Here is a 15,931-nt window from a genome sequence, read left to right on the forward strand (position 1 = left end):
CGAGCGGAAGGAGTGAGGCAGAACACATCGTAAGCGTTTACGGTCAGTCCGCACAAGGCGGCCCCAGTATTTGGCTTGTTTCCGCGGGAGTCCGGCAATCTCGGGGGTGAGGAGACGAGTGGCACACTGTAAACGCTTTCAAATACTCGGGAGTAACGGCTAACATGGACACATGTCCAATGCCGTTTCCCTGGCCCCTGCTGTGTCCGCACAGCCTGCCGCGCCTAGTTTCCACGAACCTCTCCACGCAGCACATTCCGATGATGCGTGGTGGCGATCGTCCGTGATTTATCAGGTGTACCCGAGGTCCTTCCGTGACCTGAACGGGGACGGCCAGGGTGACCTCGCTGGAATCACCGCAGAGCTGCACCACCTGGCCGACCTCAGCATCGATGCCATCTGGATGTCGCCGTTCTACACCTCGCCCCAGCGCGACGGCGGCTACGACGTCGCTGATTACTGCGACGTCGACCCCATGTTCGGAACGCTCGATGACTTCGACAAGCTCGCCGCCCGCGCCTCTGAGCTGGGCATCAAGCTGATCGTCGACCTTGTCCCCAACCACTGCTCGAGCGAGCACGCCCTGTTCAGGGCAGCCCTCGCGGCCGAGCCGGGATCCGAAGAACGCGCCATGTTCATGTTCCGTGACGGCACCGGACCGGACGGCTCCAATCCGCCGAACAACTGGCAGTCCCACTTCGGCGGGTCAGCCTGGACACGCACCCAGGACCCTGACGGCAACCCGGGCCAGTGGTACCTCCACCTCTTCGATTCATCACAGCCCGACTTCAACTGGGACAACCCCGCAGTGCACCAGGAGTTCGAGCGGATCCTCCGATTCTGGCTGGACCGCAACGTCACCGGCTTCCGCGTTGACGTCGCGCACGCCCTGGTGAAGGCCGAGGGTCTCCCTGACTGGCACGGGCGCCCCGACGGCTGCTCCACGGACGGTTACCCGGGCCACGCTGCGCCGATGTTCGGCCAGCAGGGTGTCCACGACATCTACCGCCGGTGGCGGTCCATCCTGAGCGAGTACGACGGCGACCGCATCCTCTGCGCTGAAGCCGTCGTCGATCCGTTGTCGCGTCTCGTCAACTGGGTGCGCGAGGACCAGATGCATCAGGCCTTCAACTTCGCCTACCTTCACCACCCGTGGAATGCGGCGAAGCTTCGCGAAATCATCACGGACTCACTGCAGGCCTTCGACAGCGTAGGTGCTCCCACCACCTGGGTGCTGAGCAACCATGACGTCACCCGGCACGCGACGCGGTTCGAGGAGGAGCAGAATCCGGACGTCGGACTCGACCGGGCACGGGCAGCTTCCCTCGCTATGCTCGCGCTGCCTGGAGGCGTCTACCTCTATCAGGGCGAGGAGCTTGGACTGCCGGATCACCAGTCCATCCCGGATGAGCTTCGCCAGGACCCGACATTCATCCGCACGGGTGGGGAACGTCTGGGCCGTGACGGTTGCCGGGTTCCCCTGCCATGGCGGGCGGGGGAACAACACTATGGGTTCGGATCTGCAGACGGAGGGTGGCTGCCCCAGCCTGAGGACTGGTCATCTCTGGCCCGCGATATTCAGCAGGCTGACCCCGGTTCCACCCTCAATCTCTACCGGTCTGCGCTCGCGCTCCGGAAACAGCTTCGTCTCGGCGCCGGATCGCTCAGCTGGACTGTTGACTCTGATCACACCGACACCGTTGCCTTCCTCAACAATGACGTCATGGTGATCATGAACATGGGAGAATCTGAAACCTACGTACCAACGGGCGCGGTAATCGCCGCAAGCCACCCGGGGGCCGGTGCTGATGGCATCCTGGCGCCCAACCGGTGCGTATGGCTGAAACTCAACTAACAGGACCACGCGCGTCCATTGCTCTGAGGGGGGCGTCGTGGTTGGCATCAAGGATGTGGCAGCGCTTGCCGGCGTGTCCACGGCCACGGTGTCCCGCGCGCTCAGCGGCAACGGGCAGGTCTCCGAACGCGCTCGCCTGAAGGTTGTTGAGGCCGCGAAGCAACTGGACTTTGTGCCGTCCTTCTCGGCGTCGTCGCTCGCGTCGGGCCGGAACCGCAACGTGGGTGTGGTGGTGCCTTCCGTCAACCGCTGGTACTACTCGCAGATCGTGGACAGCGTGGCGGCGTCCCTCCTGGACGCGGGCTATGACCTCACGCTCTACAACGTCAGCGACGGCGCCGGCCACCGCGACCGGGTGTTCTCCGAATTCCTGTTGCGCCAGCGGTGCGACGGTGTCATCTCCGTTTCCCTGCAGCTGTCGGACACCGAACTCGGACAGCTGCTTGCGGTGGGTAAGCCCATCGTCGGTATCGGCGGTCCGCTTCCTGGCGCGGACACCATCAGCGTCAACGAATTCGTGATAGCGCAGCTGGCCACCGAGCATCTGATCAGTCTGGGGCACAGTCGCATTGCCTACATCGGCGGACCGGAGGATGCGGCAAAGGACTTCAACATCTCCGAAGGTCGACGTCGCGGCTACGAGGTCGCTATGGAGGCCGCAGGCCTCGAAGTGATGCAGTCGTGGCTGTCCTACGCGGACTTCACCATCCCGGGCGGATATGCGAGCGCCAAGCAGGTGCTGGGCTATCCCAGGAACCGGCCGACCGCCGTCTTTTGCGCATCGGATGAAATGGCCATCGGCACCATCGTCGCCGCACGGGACCTGGGGCTGCGGGTACCCGATGCATTGTCAGTAATCGGAATTGACGGCCACGACCTCGGCCAGGTCTTCGGGCTGACCACGATTGCGCAGTATCCGGCGCTGCAGGGTGCGCGGGCGGTGCAGCGGATGCTGCAGCTGTTCGCCGGTCCGGCCGAGTCAGGTGAACGCACCAACCACACGGCGCATACGGAGATGATTGTGCGCTCCAGCACTGCGGCACCGACGGATTAGGTGCTCAGTCAGGCGCGGCCTCTGGAGGCGGCAGTTCGTCGGAGTAGGGCGCGCGCGGACCGTCGCCGTCAGGTGCCAATTCAGCCTACGCCCCATTTGACCAGTTTCGACCGGTTGAGCCGAGGTGTTCGCTGCAGGACCCAGTGAAGGGCGGTAACCGCAGCAGGCGGTTAGCGCCCTTCGGGGGCGGTTGACTGCTACTCCGCGCGGGTGTTCTGTGTAGCGAGCGTGTCCCAGAACGACGTATCCACCGTATTGATCGAGCCGTCAGCGATTGCCCGCACTGTGGCGTCGAGCGTGGTGATGGTCTGTTTGATCAGGTAGCCGTTGCTCTTCTGGCCGAGAATCGCGCCCTCGTTGAAATGGTCGGACATGCCGCGCATCTCAAACAGCAGGGTGGAGATTCCGTACTCGACCGCAATTCCGTTCCGGCTGATGGTCTCGGCCGAACCGCCGTTGTACTTGCCGAGGTGTCCCCAGCCGGTGGAGTCCACTGCATCAAACACCACCGCGCCAAGGCGCTTGGAGCCCTCAAGGACTGCCGGGTCGACGTTGGGTGTGGTGGGGTGCAGGATCGAGCCTGACACCAGCTTGCCGTCGCGCTCGCTGCTGGTGCCCTGGTGGTGAAGGTCGATCATGTAGTCGATGTCGTACTTCGCCATGACGTTGTAGTGCAGCGCTTGCGTCTCCGGCTGGATCTTGGCGACATGGTCGCGGTTCAGGTCCACGCCGAGGGCGTTGTACCGGGTGAGGTGCCGGTCGCCGCTGGCGATGTAGTCGTCGAGGGAGAAGTCGACGTCGCCCATGGCACCGTCCGGGTTCAGCATCGGGACGATCAGGATATTGACGCCGTCGAGCACGCCACCTGTCTTACCGGTGCCGAGGTGCTTGATGAATTCGAGGGCGCCTTCAGTGGTGAGCTGCTCGTTGCCGTGCTGCTGGGTGAGGAAGAGGATGGTCGGGTTGTCCGGGTTGGAGATGTACTTCGCGAGGTAGAGGTCGCGGCCCTTGACCGACTGGCCGATAACCTCCAGTTCCATGGCGGCCTGTTTGGCGTCCTGCGTCTTGAGGTAGTCCGCCATTTCGTCGTAGGTCCGGAGGATTGACGTGTTGATGGTTTCGTTGCCGTTGTAATTGGGGCCTTCGCCAACCCCAAAGCTGGGGGCGGCGACGGCAACGGAGGAGCCGGTGAGCGCGCCGGCGAGAGCGGCTGCTGCGAGTGATTTCTTCACAGGGAAGGGTGTTCCTTTCAATGACGTGAGATGGGTGAGATGAGGTGAATCAGACAGAGGGAATCAGAAAAGAATGGCTCAGAATGAAGCGGGGATGGTGCCGGCGTAGTCGGTGCTGTAACCGGTAACCGGCGCATGCGGGATCTCTTCCCAGACGTTGGGGTCAACCTGCTGAACCTGGTCGGTTGCCAGCCCGGACAGAAGCGTCCGCATCGCGAGGACGTTCTGCTGGATGCTCTTGCCGCGAGCCTTCTGGCCGAGACTGCCGTCGCTGGTATTACCCGAGGTCTCGAAGAACACCACGGGGTTCGAATGTCCGGTCGGGTTCATGCCCTGGTAATCGAGGCCGAGCATCATCGCGGAGACAACGCCGCCTTTGATGTCGATCTCAAGTCCGTTGCCGACCTGGTAGCGGTCCATGGTGATGTAGCCGTACTTCGACAGCTCCTGGAAGACAGAGCCGTGCATCTGGCGGGTCAGCACGTCGTAGGCGCCGCCCTGCAGCGTCGGCAGTGTGGGGCCGCCCGGAGCGAGGGAGATGCCCAGGGAGAGGGTGACGTCGTCGCCGGTTCCGTACTGCTTCTTCAGGCCCTGATGGTGGATGTCGATCCCGTAGTCTGGCAATACCTCAGTCCAGTACTCGTAGAACGCGAGCGACTCATCCGCCTGGAACTTGTCCGCAACCCAGTCCCGGTTGAGGTCGACGCGCTGCTGCTGGCCCGCGTCGTTCAGAAGCGGTGCGCCGGTTGCGTCGTCGTGCAGGACGGTGTGGCGGATGTTCATCTCGCTGCCGTCCGGGTTGTACATCGGGATGAAATGGATGGTGAAGGCGTCGCGGATCTGTTGGTACTCGGCCGAGCCGTTGGTGCCAAGGTCCTTCAGGAGGGTGAGGATTGATTCGGTGCCGTAGGGCTCGTTTCCGTGGATGCGACCCTGCACCCAGACATCCTCGGGCCCGTTCCCTACCGTTGCGACATATAGGTCGCGCCCCTGTTCGCTTTTGTTGACGGCGGTACCCGCCTCTTCGAGGGTGAAGACGTCAACGGGGTAGCGACTGGTGCGTTCGAGCTTGGTGAGTTCGGCGATCGTGTCGTCATAGGTAAGAATGCTGGCGGTGTTGGTGTTTCCCTGGGTGGAGGGAAAGTTCGCGTTGGCGACGGCGGGGGCGCCAATGAAAAATGGCGCTGCCAGGGCGGCGGCGCCCAGGAGCGCGAGTCTGGCGTGGAAGGGGAAGGGCTTACCCATAGTCGTGACCTCCGGGGTCTCAGAGAGAGGTGGTGTCACGACGTTACTTGTGGCAAGCAACTTACTCAGGGAGCTCGCCCAAATCGACGCGAAAATCGGGCTGTCATCTTGACGTAACGGCCGCGATGGGGTTATGGCGCGATACGAGATCAAAGCGTGGTCGACGGGGCAGCGTCAGCCCGCCTTCTACGGTGCGCAGGGATCCGGAATCGGCTTACCTGTGACCGGATCGATCGGCTTACCGGTGACCGGGTCGATGGGCAGCCCTGTCACCGGATCGATGGGTAGCCCGGTGATCGGATCGATGAGCAGCCCTGTCACCGGATCCACGACAGCGTCCGCTGCAGGTTCGCAGGCGGGCGGCGGAGGCGTGACCTGTGCCGTCGGGTCCGCGGTCGGAACAGGATCGGAGGTCGGGGTTGGGTCTGGGACTGACGGTGTCGGATCCGGCACGGTCGGCGTTGGGGAGGGCATCGTCGGGGTTGGATCCGGCACGGTCGGGGTTGGGGCCGGGACTGTGGGGGTTGGGTCCGGAACAACCGGGCTTGGGGCGGGGACCGTCGGGGTTGGGGCCGGGACTGTGGGGGTTGGGTCCGGAACAACCGGGCTTGGAGCGGGGACCGTTGGGGCCGGGACCGTCGGTGTCGGGTCTGGAACAACAGGGCTTGGGACCGGCGTAGTTGGGGTGGGGCCTGGAGCCGATGGCGATGGGGATGGCGAAGATGTTCCTGGGGCGGATGGCGACGGCGAAGAGGTGCCCGGCGCGGATGGCGACGGCGAAGACGTGCCTGGCGCCGAGGGCGTGAGAGTCGGAGAAGGCTTCGTGGTTGTTTTCCCCGAGGGTGGCGAAGTCGGCGACGGTGAAGCCGTGACAATCAGTCCCGGCGAGGACTTCTCATTAGTGGAATAGGACCTGCCGGCGGTGGAACGCTTCCCCTGAGCAGACAGTTCCGCGTCCACACGGCCCGGAGACTTGAAAGCGACAGGCTCGTGCTTATGCGCATGCGCCTCCGGCGAGGCGAGATAGGCAACCCAGGCGGTGTCGCCGCCGCGCCCGTTGCCCGTTCCCGGAGTGAAGTTTGCAAGGCTCGGCATCTCAGCCTGACCGCCGCCCTTCATCGGGATCAGCTTCCAGCCGCTGGGATCGATGTGCACACCGTTCAGGATGGTTTCGAAATGCAGATGGCAGCCCGTGGACCAGCCGCTGGTGCCAACGGTGGCGATAACCCGCCCGGCACCCACACGGTCGCCGGTCTTGACCGCAATTCCCTCTAGGTGGTTGTAGGTGGTGACCAGGCCATTGCCGTGGTCAAGTTCAACGCGGTTGCCGCCGCCCCACGGGTGCCAGCCTACCGCGCGCACAACGCCGGCATCAGCCGAAAATACAGGCGTACCGCAGGGTGCCGCGAAATCCTGACCGGAGTGGAACTCGCCGTGCTCGCCAGTGATGGGGCTGGTCCGCAGGCCGAACGGTGAACTGGGGGTCAGGTACTGGAGGGGCGCAATGAGCATGCCCTTGCCGGGACGCTCCATGCTGCCGCCGAGGAACTCCGCCGTGGCTTTCTCAGCGTTCGCCCTGGCATGCGGCGACGCCTGGGGGTTGGGAATATCACGACCGGGCACCAGGGAGTCGGTGGTGCCAAAGGGGGACTGCAACGTGGGCTGTCCAAGTACCTGCTCACCGACGTAACCGGTATGAGGCTGGGTGGCACCGGGCAGGATGTCTGTGCCCAGCGCGAGGATGGAGCCGCTCACGCTGGCGGCGGGAGTCGCGGAGCCGACGGAGGGCACCGTGCTGGTGACCGGGTAACTGAAGGAGGAAATGACAGCAACCGCGAGGCATACGCTGATGCCCGAGCGGACCGCACGCGGGCGGCTCTTCAGGGCGCGATGGCCGGACGTAGGCCTGGCTTCAGTCACTGGTACTCCCCATGTCTCTCCCCTAATGAAGGTCCGTTCCGACCGAACCCCCGGGGAGGAATCCGAACAATCAGCCTTCGCTAGGTGCCCGCGATGGACCCGTCATTGCTGGTGGCTGACAATCAGCCTAGTGGGCTGATTGCCATGGAGATAGAGTGCTCCGCATCTCTTGTGGAAACCTTGAGCGAACTTGCGGAGCACCGTGGCAATACCTCGGAATCGGTGCTATTTACTGCGGTGCGCGACGACTATTGCGGCGTAATGACATGCCATGCGTCGGGCAGCACCTCCCAGCGGCGGTGGCTGAAGGGACCCAACAGTTCGCCGTCATTGCTGACGCGGAATCCGTGGCCGTCCTCCGCGCTGACTTCCACGGTCTGCCCGCGCCCGATCAGCACGTCGCTGCGGCGCGCATGGTCGCCGCTCTTCAGACCGAGCGCGTACCCCACCCGGGCGGCCCGTCCCACGGATTTCCAGAGCACGACGTCGACTGACCCGTCATGTGGATTGGCGCCGGGAATGAGGCGCGCACCTCCGCCTACGGTGCCGCCGAGGCCGAGGGCAGCCATCAGCAGCGGACGGGAGCCATCACGGAGCAGCTGATCGTCAACCCGCACGCTGAGATTCAAGCCCGGCGAACTAACACCGGCCGCGATGGCGCCCAGCAGGTATCCCAGCTTTCCCGCCTTCACCTTTGACAGCTTCCTCTTCACGTCTGCGCCCCTGGACGCGGCCTCGGCTCCGATTCCCATGTGGACGGCATTGACAGCGACGCGATCCTCACTGATCAGCAGTTCCATCGCGCGTGTCCGCCCGGACATGACGCACTCCGCGGCCTGCAGCGGGTCGAGTGGAATGTTCAGCGATCGGGCAAGATCGTTTCCTGTGCCCCCGGGGATGATGCCGATCGGCCCCACGGAGGCCAGCCTTCCGCCCTGGTACAGACACTGAACGGCTGCGTGAATGGAACCGTCGCCGCCAAGCAGTACCAGCCGTCTGTCGCCGAGGCCTGCAAGCACGGTGTCAAGCGCGTCCAGGTCATCCGTCCGCGCGAGCTCAAAGGAAGCGCCCTGCCTGGCGGACGCGGAGGCAAGGAAGGAGGCAACGGCGTCTACGCTCCGCCCGTATGCGATACCGGCTGAAGAGTTTACGACCGCCAGTACGCCCTGACTATGCACGGGTGCTCTTGTCTGCCGGATGGATTGGGACAACTGGCACCACAATAGTACGACTGGTCAACGGGAAGCGAGGGGCGCCGTCGTACCGCCGGTTGCGCGGAGGAGGTCGGCCGGCGCGAGCTCGATTTCAAGGCCCCTCCGGCCGCCCGAGACGAGGATCGATTCGAAGGCCAGCGCGGATTCGTCCAGCACCAGCGGGCTGGGGCGTCTCTGCCCGAGCGGCGATATTCCGCCGATAACGTACCCGGTCCGCCGCTCCGCAGCAGCGCGATCGGCCATGGTTGCACGCTTGCTGCCGCACGCGGCACCCATCGCTTTCAGATTCAGTGAGCGGCTTACGGGAACGACGGCGACCGCCAGTTGGTTGCCGACGTCCACCATGAGCGTCTTGAACACCCGGGACGGGTCAACCGCCAGCTTCTCCGCTGCCTCCGTTCCGTAGTGTTCGGCAGAAGGATTGTGCACGTAGCTGAGGGTACGGAACGGAACGCCCAGCCTGGTCAACAATGCGGTGGCAGGAGTTCCGGGCTTTTCAAGGAATTTCATTGTGTCCCCCGGATTGCTAAAACATGACAGCAGTATTCCATCCCCGCCCATGGCCGCCACGAACACCCCTCACACGAGTATCTTTAGGCAGGAACATTCGGCGAGAGGGAACCTTCGTGCTCAAACTTTTTGAGGGACCCAGCATCATCTTCACGGTTCTGGGTGCCATAGTTTTTGCGGCTGCCCTCCTTCCCCGCCTGTTGCGGCGCGCGCCCGTCTCCATGCCGATGGTGTTCCTCGCCGCAGGCATCGTGGTGTTTGCCCTGATTGACTATCTGCCCACACCGGACCCCGTGAAGTACGAGGTGGTCACTACGCACCTCACGGAGGTCTGCGTGATCATTTCCCTCATGGGTGCAGGGCTTGCCCTCGACCGGCCGATCGGCTGGCGTGCCTGGTCCACCACGTGGCGCATGCTCGGGATCGTGATGCCTGTGTGCATCCTTGTGTTCGCCTTCATGGGCTACGCCTTCCTGGGGCTCGGAGTGGCCAGCGCCATCCTGGTGGCTGCCGCACTGGCTCCTACCGACCCGGTCCTCGCTTCGGAAGTCCAGGTGGGAGAGCCGGCCGACGGTGAGGAAGGATTCGACCGCGAGGACGAGGTCCGGTTCGGCCTGACGAGCGAGGCCGGCCTCAACGACGGCCTCGCGTTTCCGTTCGTGTACCTGGCCATCGGTATCAGCCTCGTCGGCACCGAGCCGGGCGCATGGTTTCCGCAGTGGTTCTTCATTGATGTCCTGTGGCGCATTGGATTCGGCGTGCTGCTCGGGTACGGCACTGGCAGGTTCCTTGGACGCCTTTTCTTCTCCTCGCGTGCACCCACCTTCCGTCTGTCCAACCACTCCGAGGGGTTCGTTGCACTTGCGGCAACGTTCCTGGCCTACGGCGTCACGGAAACATTCGAAGGGTACGGCTTCATCGCTGTGTTCGTCTGTGCCATCACCATTCGGGCCGCTGAGCGGGATCACGGCTACCACCGCGTGCTGCACAGCTATGTGGAGCAGCTCGAACGGTTGCTCTCCGTTGTCATTCTGGTGCTGTTGGGCGGGGCAATTGCACGGGGACTCCTCGAGACGATTGGCTGGACCGACGTCCTCCTTGCACTGGCCTTCCTGGTTCTCGTCCGGCCGTTGGCGGGGTTCCTCGGGCTGCTCGGTGGTCAGACCGGCGTGCGAGAGAAGGTGGCCCTTGCGTTCTTCGGTGTCCGCGGAATCGGTTCCCTCTATTACCTTGGCTACGGGCTCAGCAACGGCGAGTTCGACGCCGAAGCGAACGAGGTCTGGGCTTTCGTGGGTCTTGTGGTCTCGCTTTCAGTGGTGTTGCACGGGATAACAGCGACGCCGGTCATGATGGCCCTGGACCGAGTCCGGAAGCGACAGGCGGATACCGAGGGAGAAGTACCTAGAACCCATGTCTGAGCCTGCTGCAGCCCCCGAGCGATGGCCGGAGCCGCCTCCGTTGCTCACCCCTGCGCTGATGGACCAGTTCTGGGGCGACGCCGCCTTTCTGCACTGGCGCATCGCCAGCTCCGAGGCAGCCCGCTTCATGCCGGAAGGCACCGTTCCCGACGAGTACGACGGCGACTCGTGGGTAGGGCTCATCGGTTTCCGCATGCGCGGAGCAGGTTTCGGGCGCGGGTTGCCGGTGCCCTATTTCGGAACCTTCACGGAGGTGAACGTGCGGCTGTATTCGCGGGACCACTCCGGCGAGCGAGGCGTCGTTTTCCTCACCCTTGACGCGTCCCGCCTGGCGGTGGTGCTGGGCGCCCGTGCGGCAGGCATTCCCTACGTCTGGTCCCGTTGCGGGGCCTGGCACCGGGCGGACGGCACCGGGTACTCAGTGCACAGGTTTCGTGGGGCGTCGTCGTCGTTCGCGGTTGTTCCCACAGGGAGCACCGCCGCTGATCCGCTGTCCATTCATCTGACGGCGCGGTTCGGGCTTCACTCGCGCTTCGCGGGACGGACTGTCTACATCCCCAACACGCACTCACCATGGCCGCTCCAGACCGCCGTGCTGGACCACTGCGACGACAGCCTGGTGCACGCCGCAGGCCTGGTAGTGGACGGTGCTCCGGAATCGGTGCTCTACTCACCCGGTGTGCAGACCCAGTTCGGGATGCCGCGCAGGGTCAGGCAAGCTGGCGACTAGCGGGTTCGCAGCCCGCTAGTCCGTGACGAAGCCGCTCAGTCCGTTGGCGCCGTCGTCCTGCAGGTCTGCATCCACATTTTCGACCCGACCGGGAGTGTCTCCGGAGTTCAGCCACTTCAGGAGCTGATCAACTGACGAGGAGGGGCCGGCGGCCACGACGAGAACCGAGCCGTCGGGCCGGTTGGTAGCCGATCCGACGAGCCCGAGCTGCTCCGCCTGCTGACGCGTACGGTAGCGGAAACCGACGCCCTGGACCTCGCCCGTGACCGTGGCGACAAGACGTACCGTGCTCATGCCATGCCCGAGGGTCGGATGTTGAGGGACTCGACGGTGGAATCGCGGGAGGCATCCACCGCAAGCCGGACCGCCTTGGCGACCTGTGCAGGCTGGATCCACGCGGTGGGGGAGTAGTCCTTGCCTTCGTATTCGTGAAGTTCAGCCTGCATGTCCGTGGCTACCCTGCCCGGGTGGATGGAGGAAACCCGGACGCCGTTGGGGCGCTCCTCCTCCCTGAGCGCGTCAGTGAGCGCGCGGAGGGCGAACTTGGTGCCGCTGTACACCGCCGACCCGGCTCCCGAGTTGTAGCCTGAGCCGGAGTTGATCGCGATCACCTGACCGCCGGCGGCACGGAGGGCCGGCAGCAGGAGCCGGGTCAGTTTCGCGACGGCGAAGAGATTGATCTCGAAGCTTTCCCGCCAGGCGTCGTCGTCGAGTTCAGCGACGTTACCCATCCTCAACACGCCGGCTGAGTGGACCAGCACATCCAGCTGTCCGATGCCGGCGACGTCCGCCTCCGAAACCTCACGCACGTCCAGCGCGAAGGGCTCAGCCGATGGGTACGACGACGCGAGGCCCTCCAGCGCGGTGCCGTCCCGCCCGCCGAGCAGCAGGTGGTGGCTTCGCGCGAGTTCGTCGGCGATGGCACGGCCGATGCCCCGGGTGGCGCCGGTGATAAGTGCCACGGGCAGTGATTGCGAGGAAGTCATGGGTGAAATCCTAGGCGGACTGGAGATTTCATGCAGGTCAGACGAGCTGTGTCACGGCCGCTTCCGCCACGGTTGCCCGGAAGTCCCCCTAGCGCAGCGGCGTGAGGCTTGGCAGGATGGAAAGCGAATTCCCATTTGTCCTCGAGAGGAACTTCGCTGATGCAGTACACCCACCTCGGCCGGTCCGGCCTGTCCGTTTCCCGTCTGTGCCTTGGCACCATGAACTTCGGGCCCAAGACCGAGGAATCGGATTCCCACTTGATCATGGACTCGGCCCATGACTCCGGGATCAACTTCTTCGACACCGCGAACGTGTATGGCTGGGGCGTCAACAAAGGCCGCACGGAATCGATTGTCGGCCGTTGGTTTGCCAAGGGCGGGGGACGCCGCGAGAAAACCGTGCTGGCCACCAAGCTCTACGGTGACATGGAGGAATGGCCCAACAACGGCAAGCTGTCCGCGCTAAATATCCGCCGTGCCCTGGACGCCAGCCTGAAGCGACTCCAGACCGACTACATCGACCTCTACCAGTTCCATCACGTCGACCGAAACACTCCCTGGGACGAGATCTGGCAGGCCATCGAGGTTGCAGTGCAGCAGGGCAAGATCCTGTACTCGGGCAGCAGCAACTTCGCAGGCTGGCACATTGCACAGGCACAGGCTGCGGCCGCACGCCGCAACTACACCGGGCTCATCAGCGAGCAGTCCATCTACAACCTGCTCACGCGGACCGTCGAACTCGAAGTTCTCCCCGCCGCCCAGGAATACGGACTCGGCATCATCCCGTGGTCACCGCTGCACGGCGGACTGCTGAGCGGCGTGCTGAAGAAGGAGAATGAAGGCGTCCGCCGGCTTGAAGGCCGCGCCGCGGATACCCTCGAGAAGCACCGCGACCAGATCCAGCGCTACGAGGACCTCGCCGAGAAGCTTGGGCACTCGCCGGCAGACCTCGGCCTGGCCTGGCTCCTCGCCCAGCCTGCCGTTACCGCACCGATCATCGGCCCACGAACGCAGGAACAGCTCGACGGCGGCCTGCGCGCCCTGGAGATAAAGCTCGACGACGAGACGCTGTCCGCGCTCGATGACATCTTCCCGGGCCACAAGACGGCGCCCGAGGACTACGCATGGTGAGCGACCAGTGAAGATCCTGTGCATCGGCGGAACCGGGGTCATCAGCACCGCGGTCGTCGACCGGGCGCTCGCGCACGGCTTCAACGTCACTATCCTGAACCGTGGCAGCTCCACGGAGCGTCCAGCAGCATCGCGTGCGGAACTGGTGCAGGCCGATATCCGGAAACCGGACGAAGTCCGCGCTGCCCTCGGTAACCGCACCTTTGACGTCGTCGTCGACTTCGTGGCCTTCACGTCCGACCACGTTGCCACGGACATCGAACTGTTCACCGGACGCACCGGGCAGTACGTGTTCATCAGTTCCGCGTCGGCCTACCAGAAGCCGCCGGCGTCGCTGCCCATCCGGGAGTCGACTCCGCTCCGGAACCCTTTCTGGCAGTACTCACGGGACAAGATCGCGTGCGAAGACCTGCTGGTGGAGGAGTACCGGGAGCGCGGCTTCCCCGTCACCATCGTGCGTCCCTCACATACGTATGATCACACCAAGATCGCCATCACCGGCGGCTGGACGGACATCGCGCGGATGCGGGACGGGCGCCCGGTCCTCGTGCATGGTGACGGCACCTCCCTCTGGACGCTGACGCACAGCACCGACTTCGCGAAGGCGTTCGTCGGGTTGCTGGGACTGCCCCAGGCGATCGGGGACAGCTTCACGATCACGTCGGACGAATTCCTCACCTGGAACCGCATCTACCAGTTGTTCGCAGAGGCCGCCGGAGCGCCCGAACCGGAGTTGATCCACGTTGCCTCCGAGACCATTGCCGCATACCTTCCGGACCTTGGGCCGCAGATCATCGGGGACAAGCAGCACTCGGTAATCTTCGACAACACCAAGGTCAAGGCACTGGTGCCCGACTTCGTGTGCACAACCCCCTTTGCCCTCGGCGCGCGGGAAATTCTCGCCTGGTATGACGCCGATCCCAACCGGCAGCACTTCGACTCCGAACTGGATGCAGGGTTTGACCGGATCATCGCGGCGGCGAGGCAGTTGTCTACCGGTAGCTGAACTGCTTGCAGGCGCCTTGATCAGCAAACTACCGTAAAATTCAGACCTGCTGACAAGGAGAGATACCGCATGGAAGTACCCACAACCGTCTGGATAATCACAATCGTCGGTATTGCGGGTCTACTGCTGTTCGACTTCTTCTTCCACGTCCGCAAGGCACACACACCCTCGCTGAAGGAAGCGGCGATCTGGTCCTCCATTTACGTGGGAATCGCGGTGCTGTTCGGAATCGGCATGCTGATCTTCGGCGGCGGGGACATGGGTGCCGAGTACTTCGCCGGGTATATCACCGAAAAGGCGCTCTCGGTCGACAACCTCTTCGTTTTCCTGATCATCATGGCGAGCTTTCGGGTGCCACGCGCCGATCAGCAGAAGGTGCTGCTCTTCGGCATCGTCTTCGCACTGATTGCCCGCAGTGGATTCATCTTCCTGGGTGCGGCACTGATCAACTCGTTCGCCTGGGTCTTCTACATCTTCGGTCTCATCCTGCTACTGACTGCAGGCAACCTCCTCAAGCCCCATTCGCACGACGACGGCACTGATCCGATAGTGGTCCGGCTCGCCAAGAGATTCCTCCCCGCAACCGAGCACTACGACGGCGACAGGCTTTTCACCGTCGAAAACGGCAAGAGAGTCCTTACCCCGATGCTCCTGGTGATGATCGCGATCGGCGGGACCGACATCCTCTTTGCGCTGGATTCGATTCCCGCGATCTTCGGCCTCACCCAGAATGTATTTATTGTCTTCACCGCGACAGCGTTCTCACTGATGGGACTGCGGCAGCTGTACTTCCTCATCGACGGGCTGCTCGACCGGCTCATCTACCTCTCGTACGGACTCGCGGCCATCCTGGGCTTCATCGGCATCAAACTCATCCTGCACGCGCTGCACGAGAACAACGTGCCGTTCATCAATAACGGCGAGCATGTCGACGTTGCCGAGGTTTCGATCGGGCTTTCGCTCAGTGTGATCCTCGGTGTGCTTACGGTGACCATCGTCGCGTCGCTGTTGAGCCCGAAGGGCAAAGCCAAGAACGCAGCCGCCGGTGCACGCCGCCACGCCATTCAATACGTGGACCTCGACTACGAGACGGACATCAACGAGCGCGAGCGGATCTTCCAGAAGATGTGTGCCGAAGAAGAGCACATCAGGCAGCTGCCCGAGAAGTACAAGCGGCTTATCCGTAACGAGACAGAGTTCATGAACCTGTTGGCCCGCGCGCATCAGGAACACGACGCGGCGCTGGAGCGCGAGCCCACCCGCTAGTTCCGCCCGGACCAGCACGACGGTGGGTTCCCTTCTTCTCAGAGGGAACCCACCGTCGTCGTCAATTGATCGGGTGGCTGGTTTGTAGCGCTCAGGCGGCCAGGCTTGATTGCTGAGTGGCCAACCGAATCTGCCAGATGGCGTACTCGTCCGTGTGGAGGATGGCGCGGCGGCCATCGGAGTCATCGCGTATCCACACGACGCCGAGGCCGGGAGCGGTGTCCTCGACCAGGCCTCGATAGTGAACCTCGTCGCGGCGGTGGGCTTCAATGAGATCGCCACGGCGTAGGGTGCCGAGGTCGCGGATGCGGCTGATTTCTGTGGCGTTGATCAGAGACATTGCGGCTCCTTGGTAAGGATGGAA

The 15,931-nt window shown here is 63.7% G+C and carries 15 protein-coding genes; 7 read left to right on the forward strand and 8 right to left on the reverse strand.

Annotated elements, in window-relative coordinates; genetic code table 11:
* The first annotated feature begins 172 nt into the window (after positions 1-172).
* Both AC5RTB_RS04400 and AC5RTB_RS04405 read left to right on the forward strand, forming a co-directional pair.
* Positions 173-1,855 (forward strand): glycoside hydrolase family 13 protein, encoded by a 1,683-nt coding sequence (locus tag AC5RTB_RS04400; protein WP_494059872.1) that lies wholly within the window; start codon positions 173-175, stop codon positions 1,853-1,855.
* Positions 1,856-1,892: 37 nt separating this feature from the next.
* Positions 1,893-2,909 (forward strand): LacI family DNA-binding transcriptional regulator, encoded by a 1,017-nt coding sequence (locus AC5RTB_RS04405; RefSeq protein ID WP_494059873.1) that lies wholly within the window; start codon positions 1,893-1,895, stop codon positions 2,907-2,909.
* A gap of 197 nt (positions 2,910-3,106) precedes the next feature.
* Here the strand turns inward: AC5RTB_RS04405 and AC5RTB_RS04410 are convergent, their stop codons facing one another.
* From AC5RTB_RS04410 to ybaK, 5 genes are all read right to left on the reverse strand, one after another.
* Positions 3,107-4,141: a M14 family zinc carboxypeptidase gene (locus tag AC5RTB_RS04410; protein WP_494059874.1), complete on the reverse strand. Its 1,035-nt coding sequence runs from the start codon at positions 4,139-4,141 to the stop codon at positions 3,107-3,109.
* 78 nt (positions 4,142-4,219) lie between these two features.
* A complete protein-coding gene (locus AC5RTB_RS04415) occupies positions 4,220-5,425 on the reverse strand; it encodes a M14 family zinc carboxypeptidase (protein WP_494059875.1) in 1,206 nt (401 codons plus the stop codon).
* 147 nt (positions 5,426-5,572) lie between these two features.
* Positions 5,573-7,306, reverse strand: coding sequence for a peptidoglycan DD-metalloendopeptidase family protein (locus tag AC5RTB_RS04420; protein WP_494059876.1), 1,734 nt, complete (start codon positions 7,304-7,306; stop codon positions 5,573-5,575).
* A gap of 248 nt (positions 7,307-7,554) precedes the next feature.
* The gene (locus AC5RTB_RS04425) at positions 7,555-8,484 is read right to left on the reverse strand and encodes a diacylglycerol/lipid kinase family protein (RefSeq protein ID WP_494059877.1); all 930 of its coding nucleotides are present in this window, start codon (positions 8,482-8,484) and stop codon (positions 7,555-7,557) included.
* A 57-nt stretch (positions 8,485-8,541) separates the two neighbouring features.
* Complete coding sequence (ybaK, locus tag AC5RTB_RS04430; RefSeq protein ID WP_494059878.1) at positions 8,542-9,030, reverse strand: Cys-tRNA(Pro) deacylase; 489 nt, start codon at positions 9,028-9,030, stop codon at positions 8,542-8,544.
* A 116-nt stretch (positions 9,031-9,146) separates the two neighbouring features.
* On the opposite strand from ybaK, the gene AC5RTB_RS04435 reads away from it, so the two are divergent.
* Positions 9,147-10,448 carry a cation:proton antiporter gene (locus tag AC5RTB_RS04435; RefSeq protein ID WP_494059879.1) on the forward strand — a complete coding sequence of 434 codons (1,302 nt, stop codon included), beginning with the start codon at positions 9,147-9,149 and terminating at the stop codon, positions 10,446-10,448.
* Positions 10,441-11,178 (forward strand): YqjF family protein, encoded by a 738-nt coding sequence (locus AC5RTB_RS04440; RefSeq protein ID WP_494059880.1) that lies wholly within the window; start codon positions 10,441-10,443, stop codon positions 11,176-11,178. The genes AC5RTB_RS04435 and AC5RTB_RS04440 overlap by 8 nt, the downstream gene beginning before the upstream one ends.
* Before the next feature lie 15 nt (positions 11,179-11,193).
* Here the strand turns inward: AC5RTB_RS04440 and AC5RTB_RS04445 are convergent, their stop codons facing one another.
* Positions 11,194-11,472 carry an acylphosphatase gene (locus AC5RTB_RS04445; protein ID WP_494059881.1) on the reverse strand — a complete coding sequence of 93 codons (279 nt, stop codon included), beginning with the start codon at positions 11,470-11,472 and terminating at the stop codon, positions 11,194-11,196.
* On the reverse strand, positions 11,469-12,164 hold the full coding sequence (locus AC5RTB_RS04450) for an SDR family oxidoreductase (protein WP_494059882.1): 696 nt from the start codon (positions 12,162-12,164) through the stop codon (positions 11,469-11,471). Before AC5RTB_RS04450 ends, AC5RTB_RS04445 begins: the two co-directional genes overlap by 4 nt.
* A 159-nt stretch (positions 12,165-12,323) precedes the next feature.
* Between AC5RTB_RS04450 and AC5RTB_RS04455 the strand changes: the two genes are divergently transcribed.
* The 3 genes from AC5RTB_RS04455 to AC5RTB_RS04465 all read left to right on the forward strand — a co-directional run bounded on the left by AC5RTB_RS04455 (position 12,324) and on the right by AC5RTB_RS04465 (position 15,567).
* Complete coding sequence (locus AC5RTB_RS04455) at positions 12,324-13,295, forward strand: aldo/keto reductase (RefSeq protein ID WP_494059883.1); 972 nt, start codon at positions 12,324-12,326, stop codon at positions 13,293-13,295.
* Entirely contained in the window at positions 13,246-14,301 is a 1,056-nt protein-coding gene (locus AC5RTB_RS04460) for an SDR family oxidoreductase (protein ID WP_494059884.1), read from the forward strand. Before AC5RTB_RS04455 ends, AC5RTB_RS04460 begins: the two co-directional genes overlap by 50 nt.
* Positions 14,302-14,370: 69 nt before the next feature.
* Complete coding sequence (locus AC5RTB_RS04465) at positions 14,371-15,567, forward strand: TerC family protein (protein ID WP_494059885.1); 1,197 nt, start codon at positions 14,371-14,373, stop codon at positions 15,565-15,567.
* A gap of 91 nt (positions 15,568-15,658) precedes the next feature.
* On the opposite strand, the gene AC5RTB_RS04470 is transcribed toward AC5RTB_RS04465, so the two are convergent.
* Positions 15,659-15,907 carry a hypothetical protein gene (locus AC5RTB_RS04470; protein ID WP_494059886.1) on the reverse strand — a complete coding sequence of 83 codons (249 nt, stop codon included), beginning with the start codon at positions 15,905-15,907 and terminating at the stop codon, positions 15,659-15,661.
* Positions 15,908-15,931: the final 24 nt, after the last annotated feature.

This window comes from Arthrobacter sp. M71 S08 (assembly GCF_059089725.1).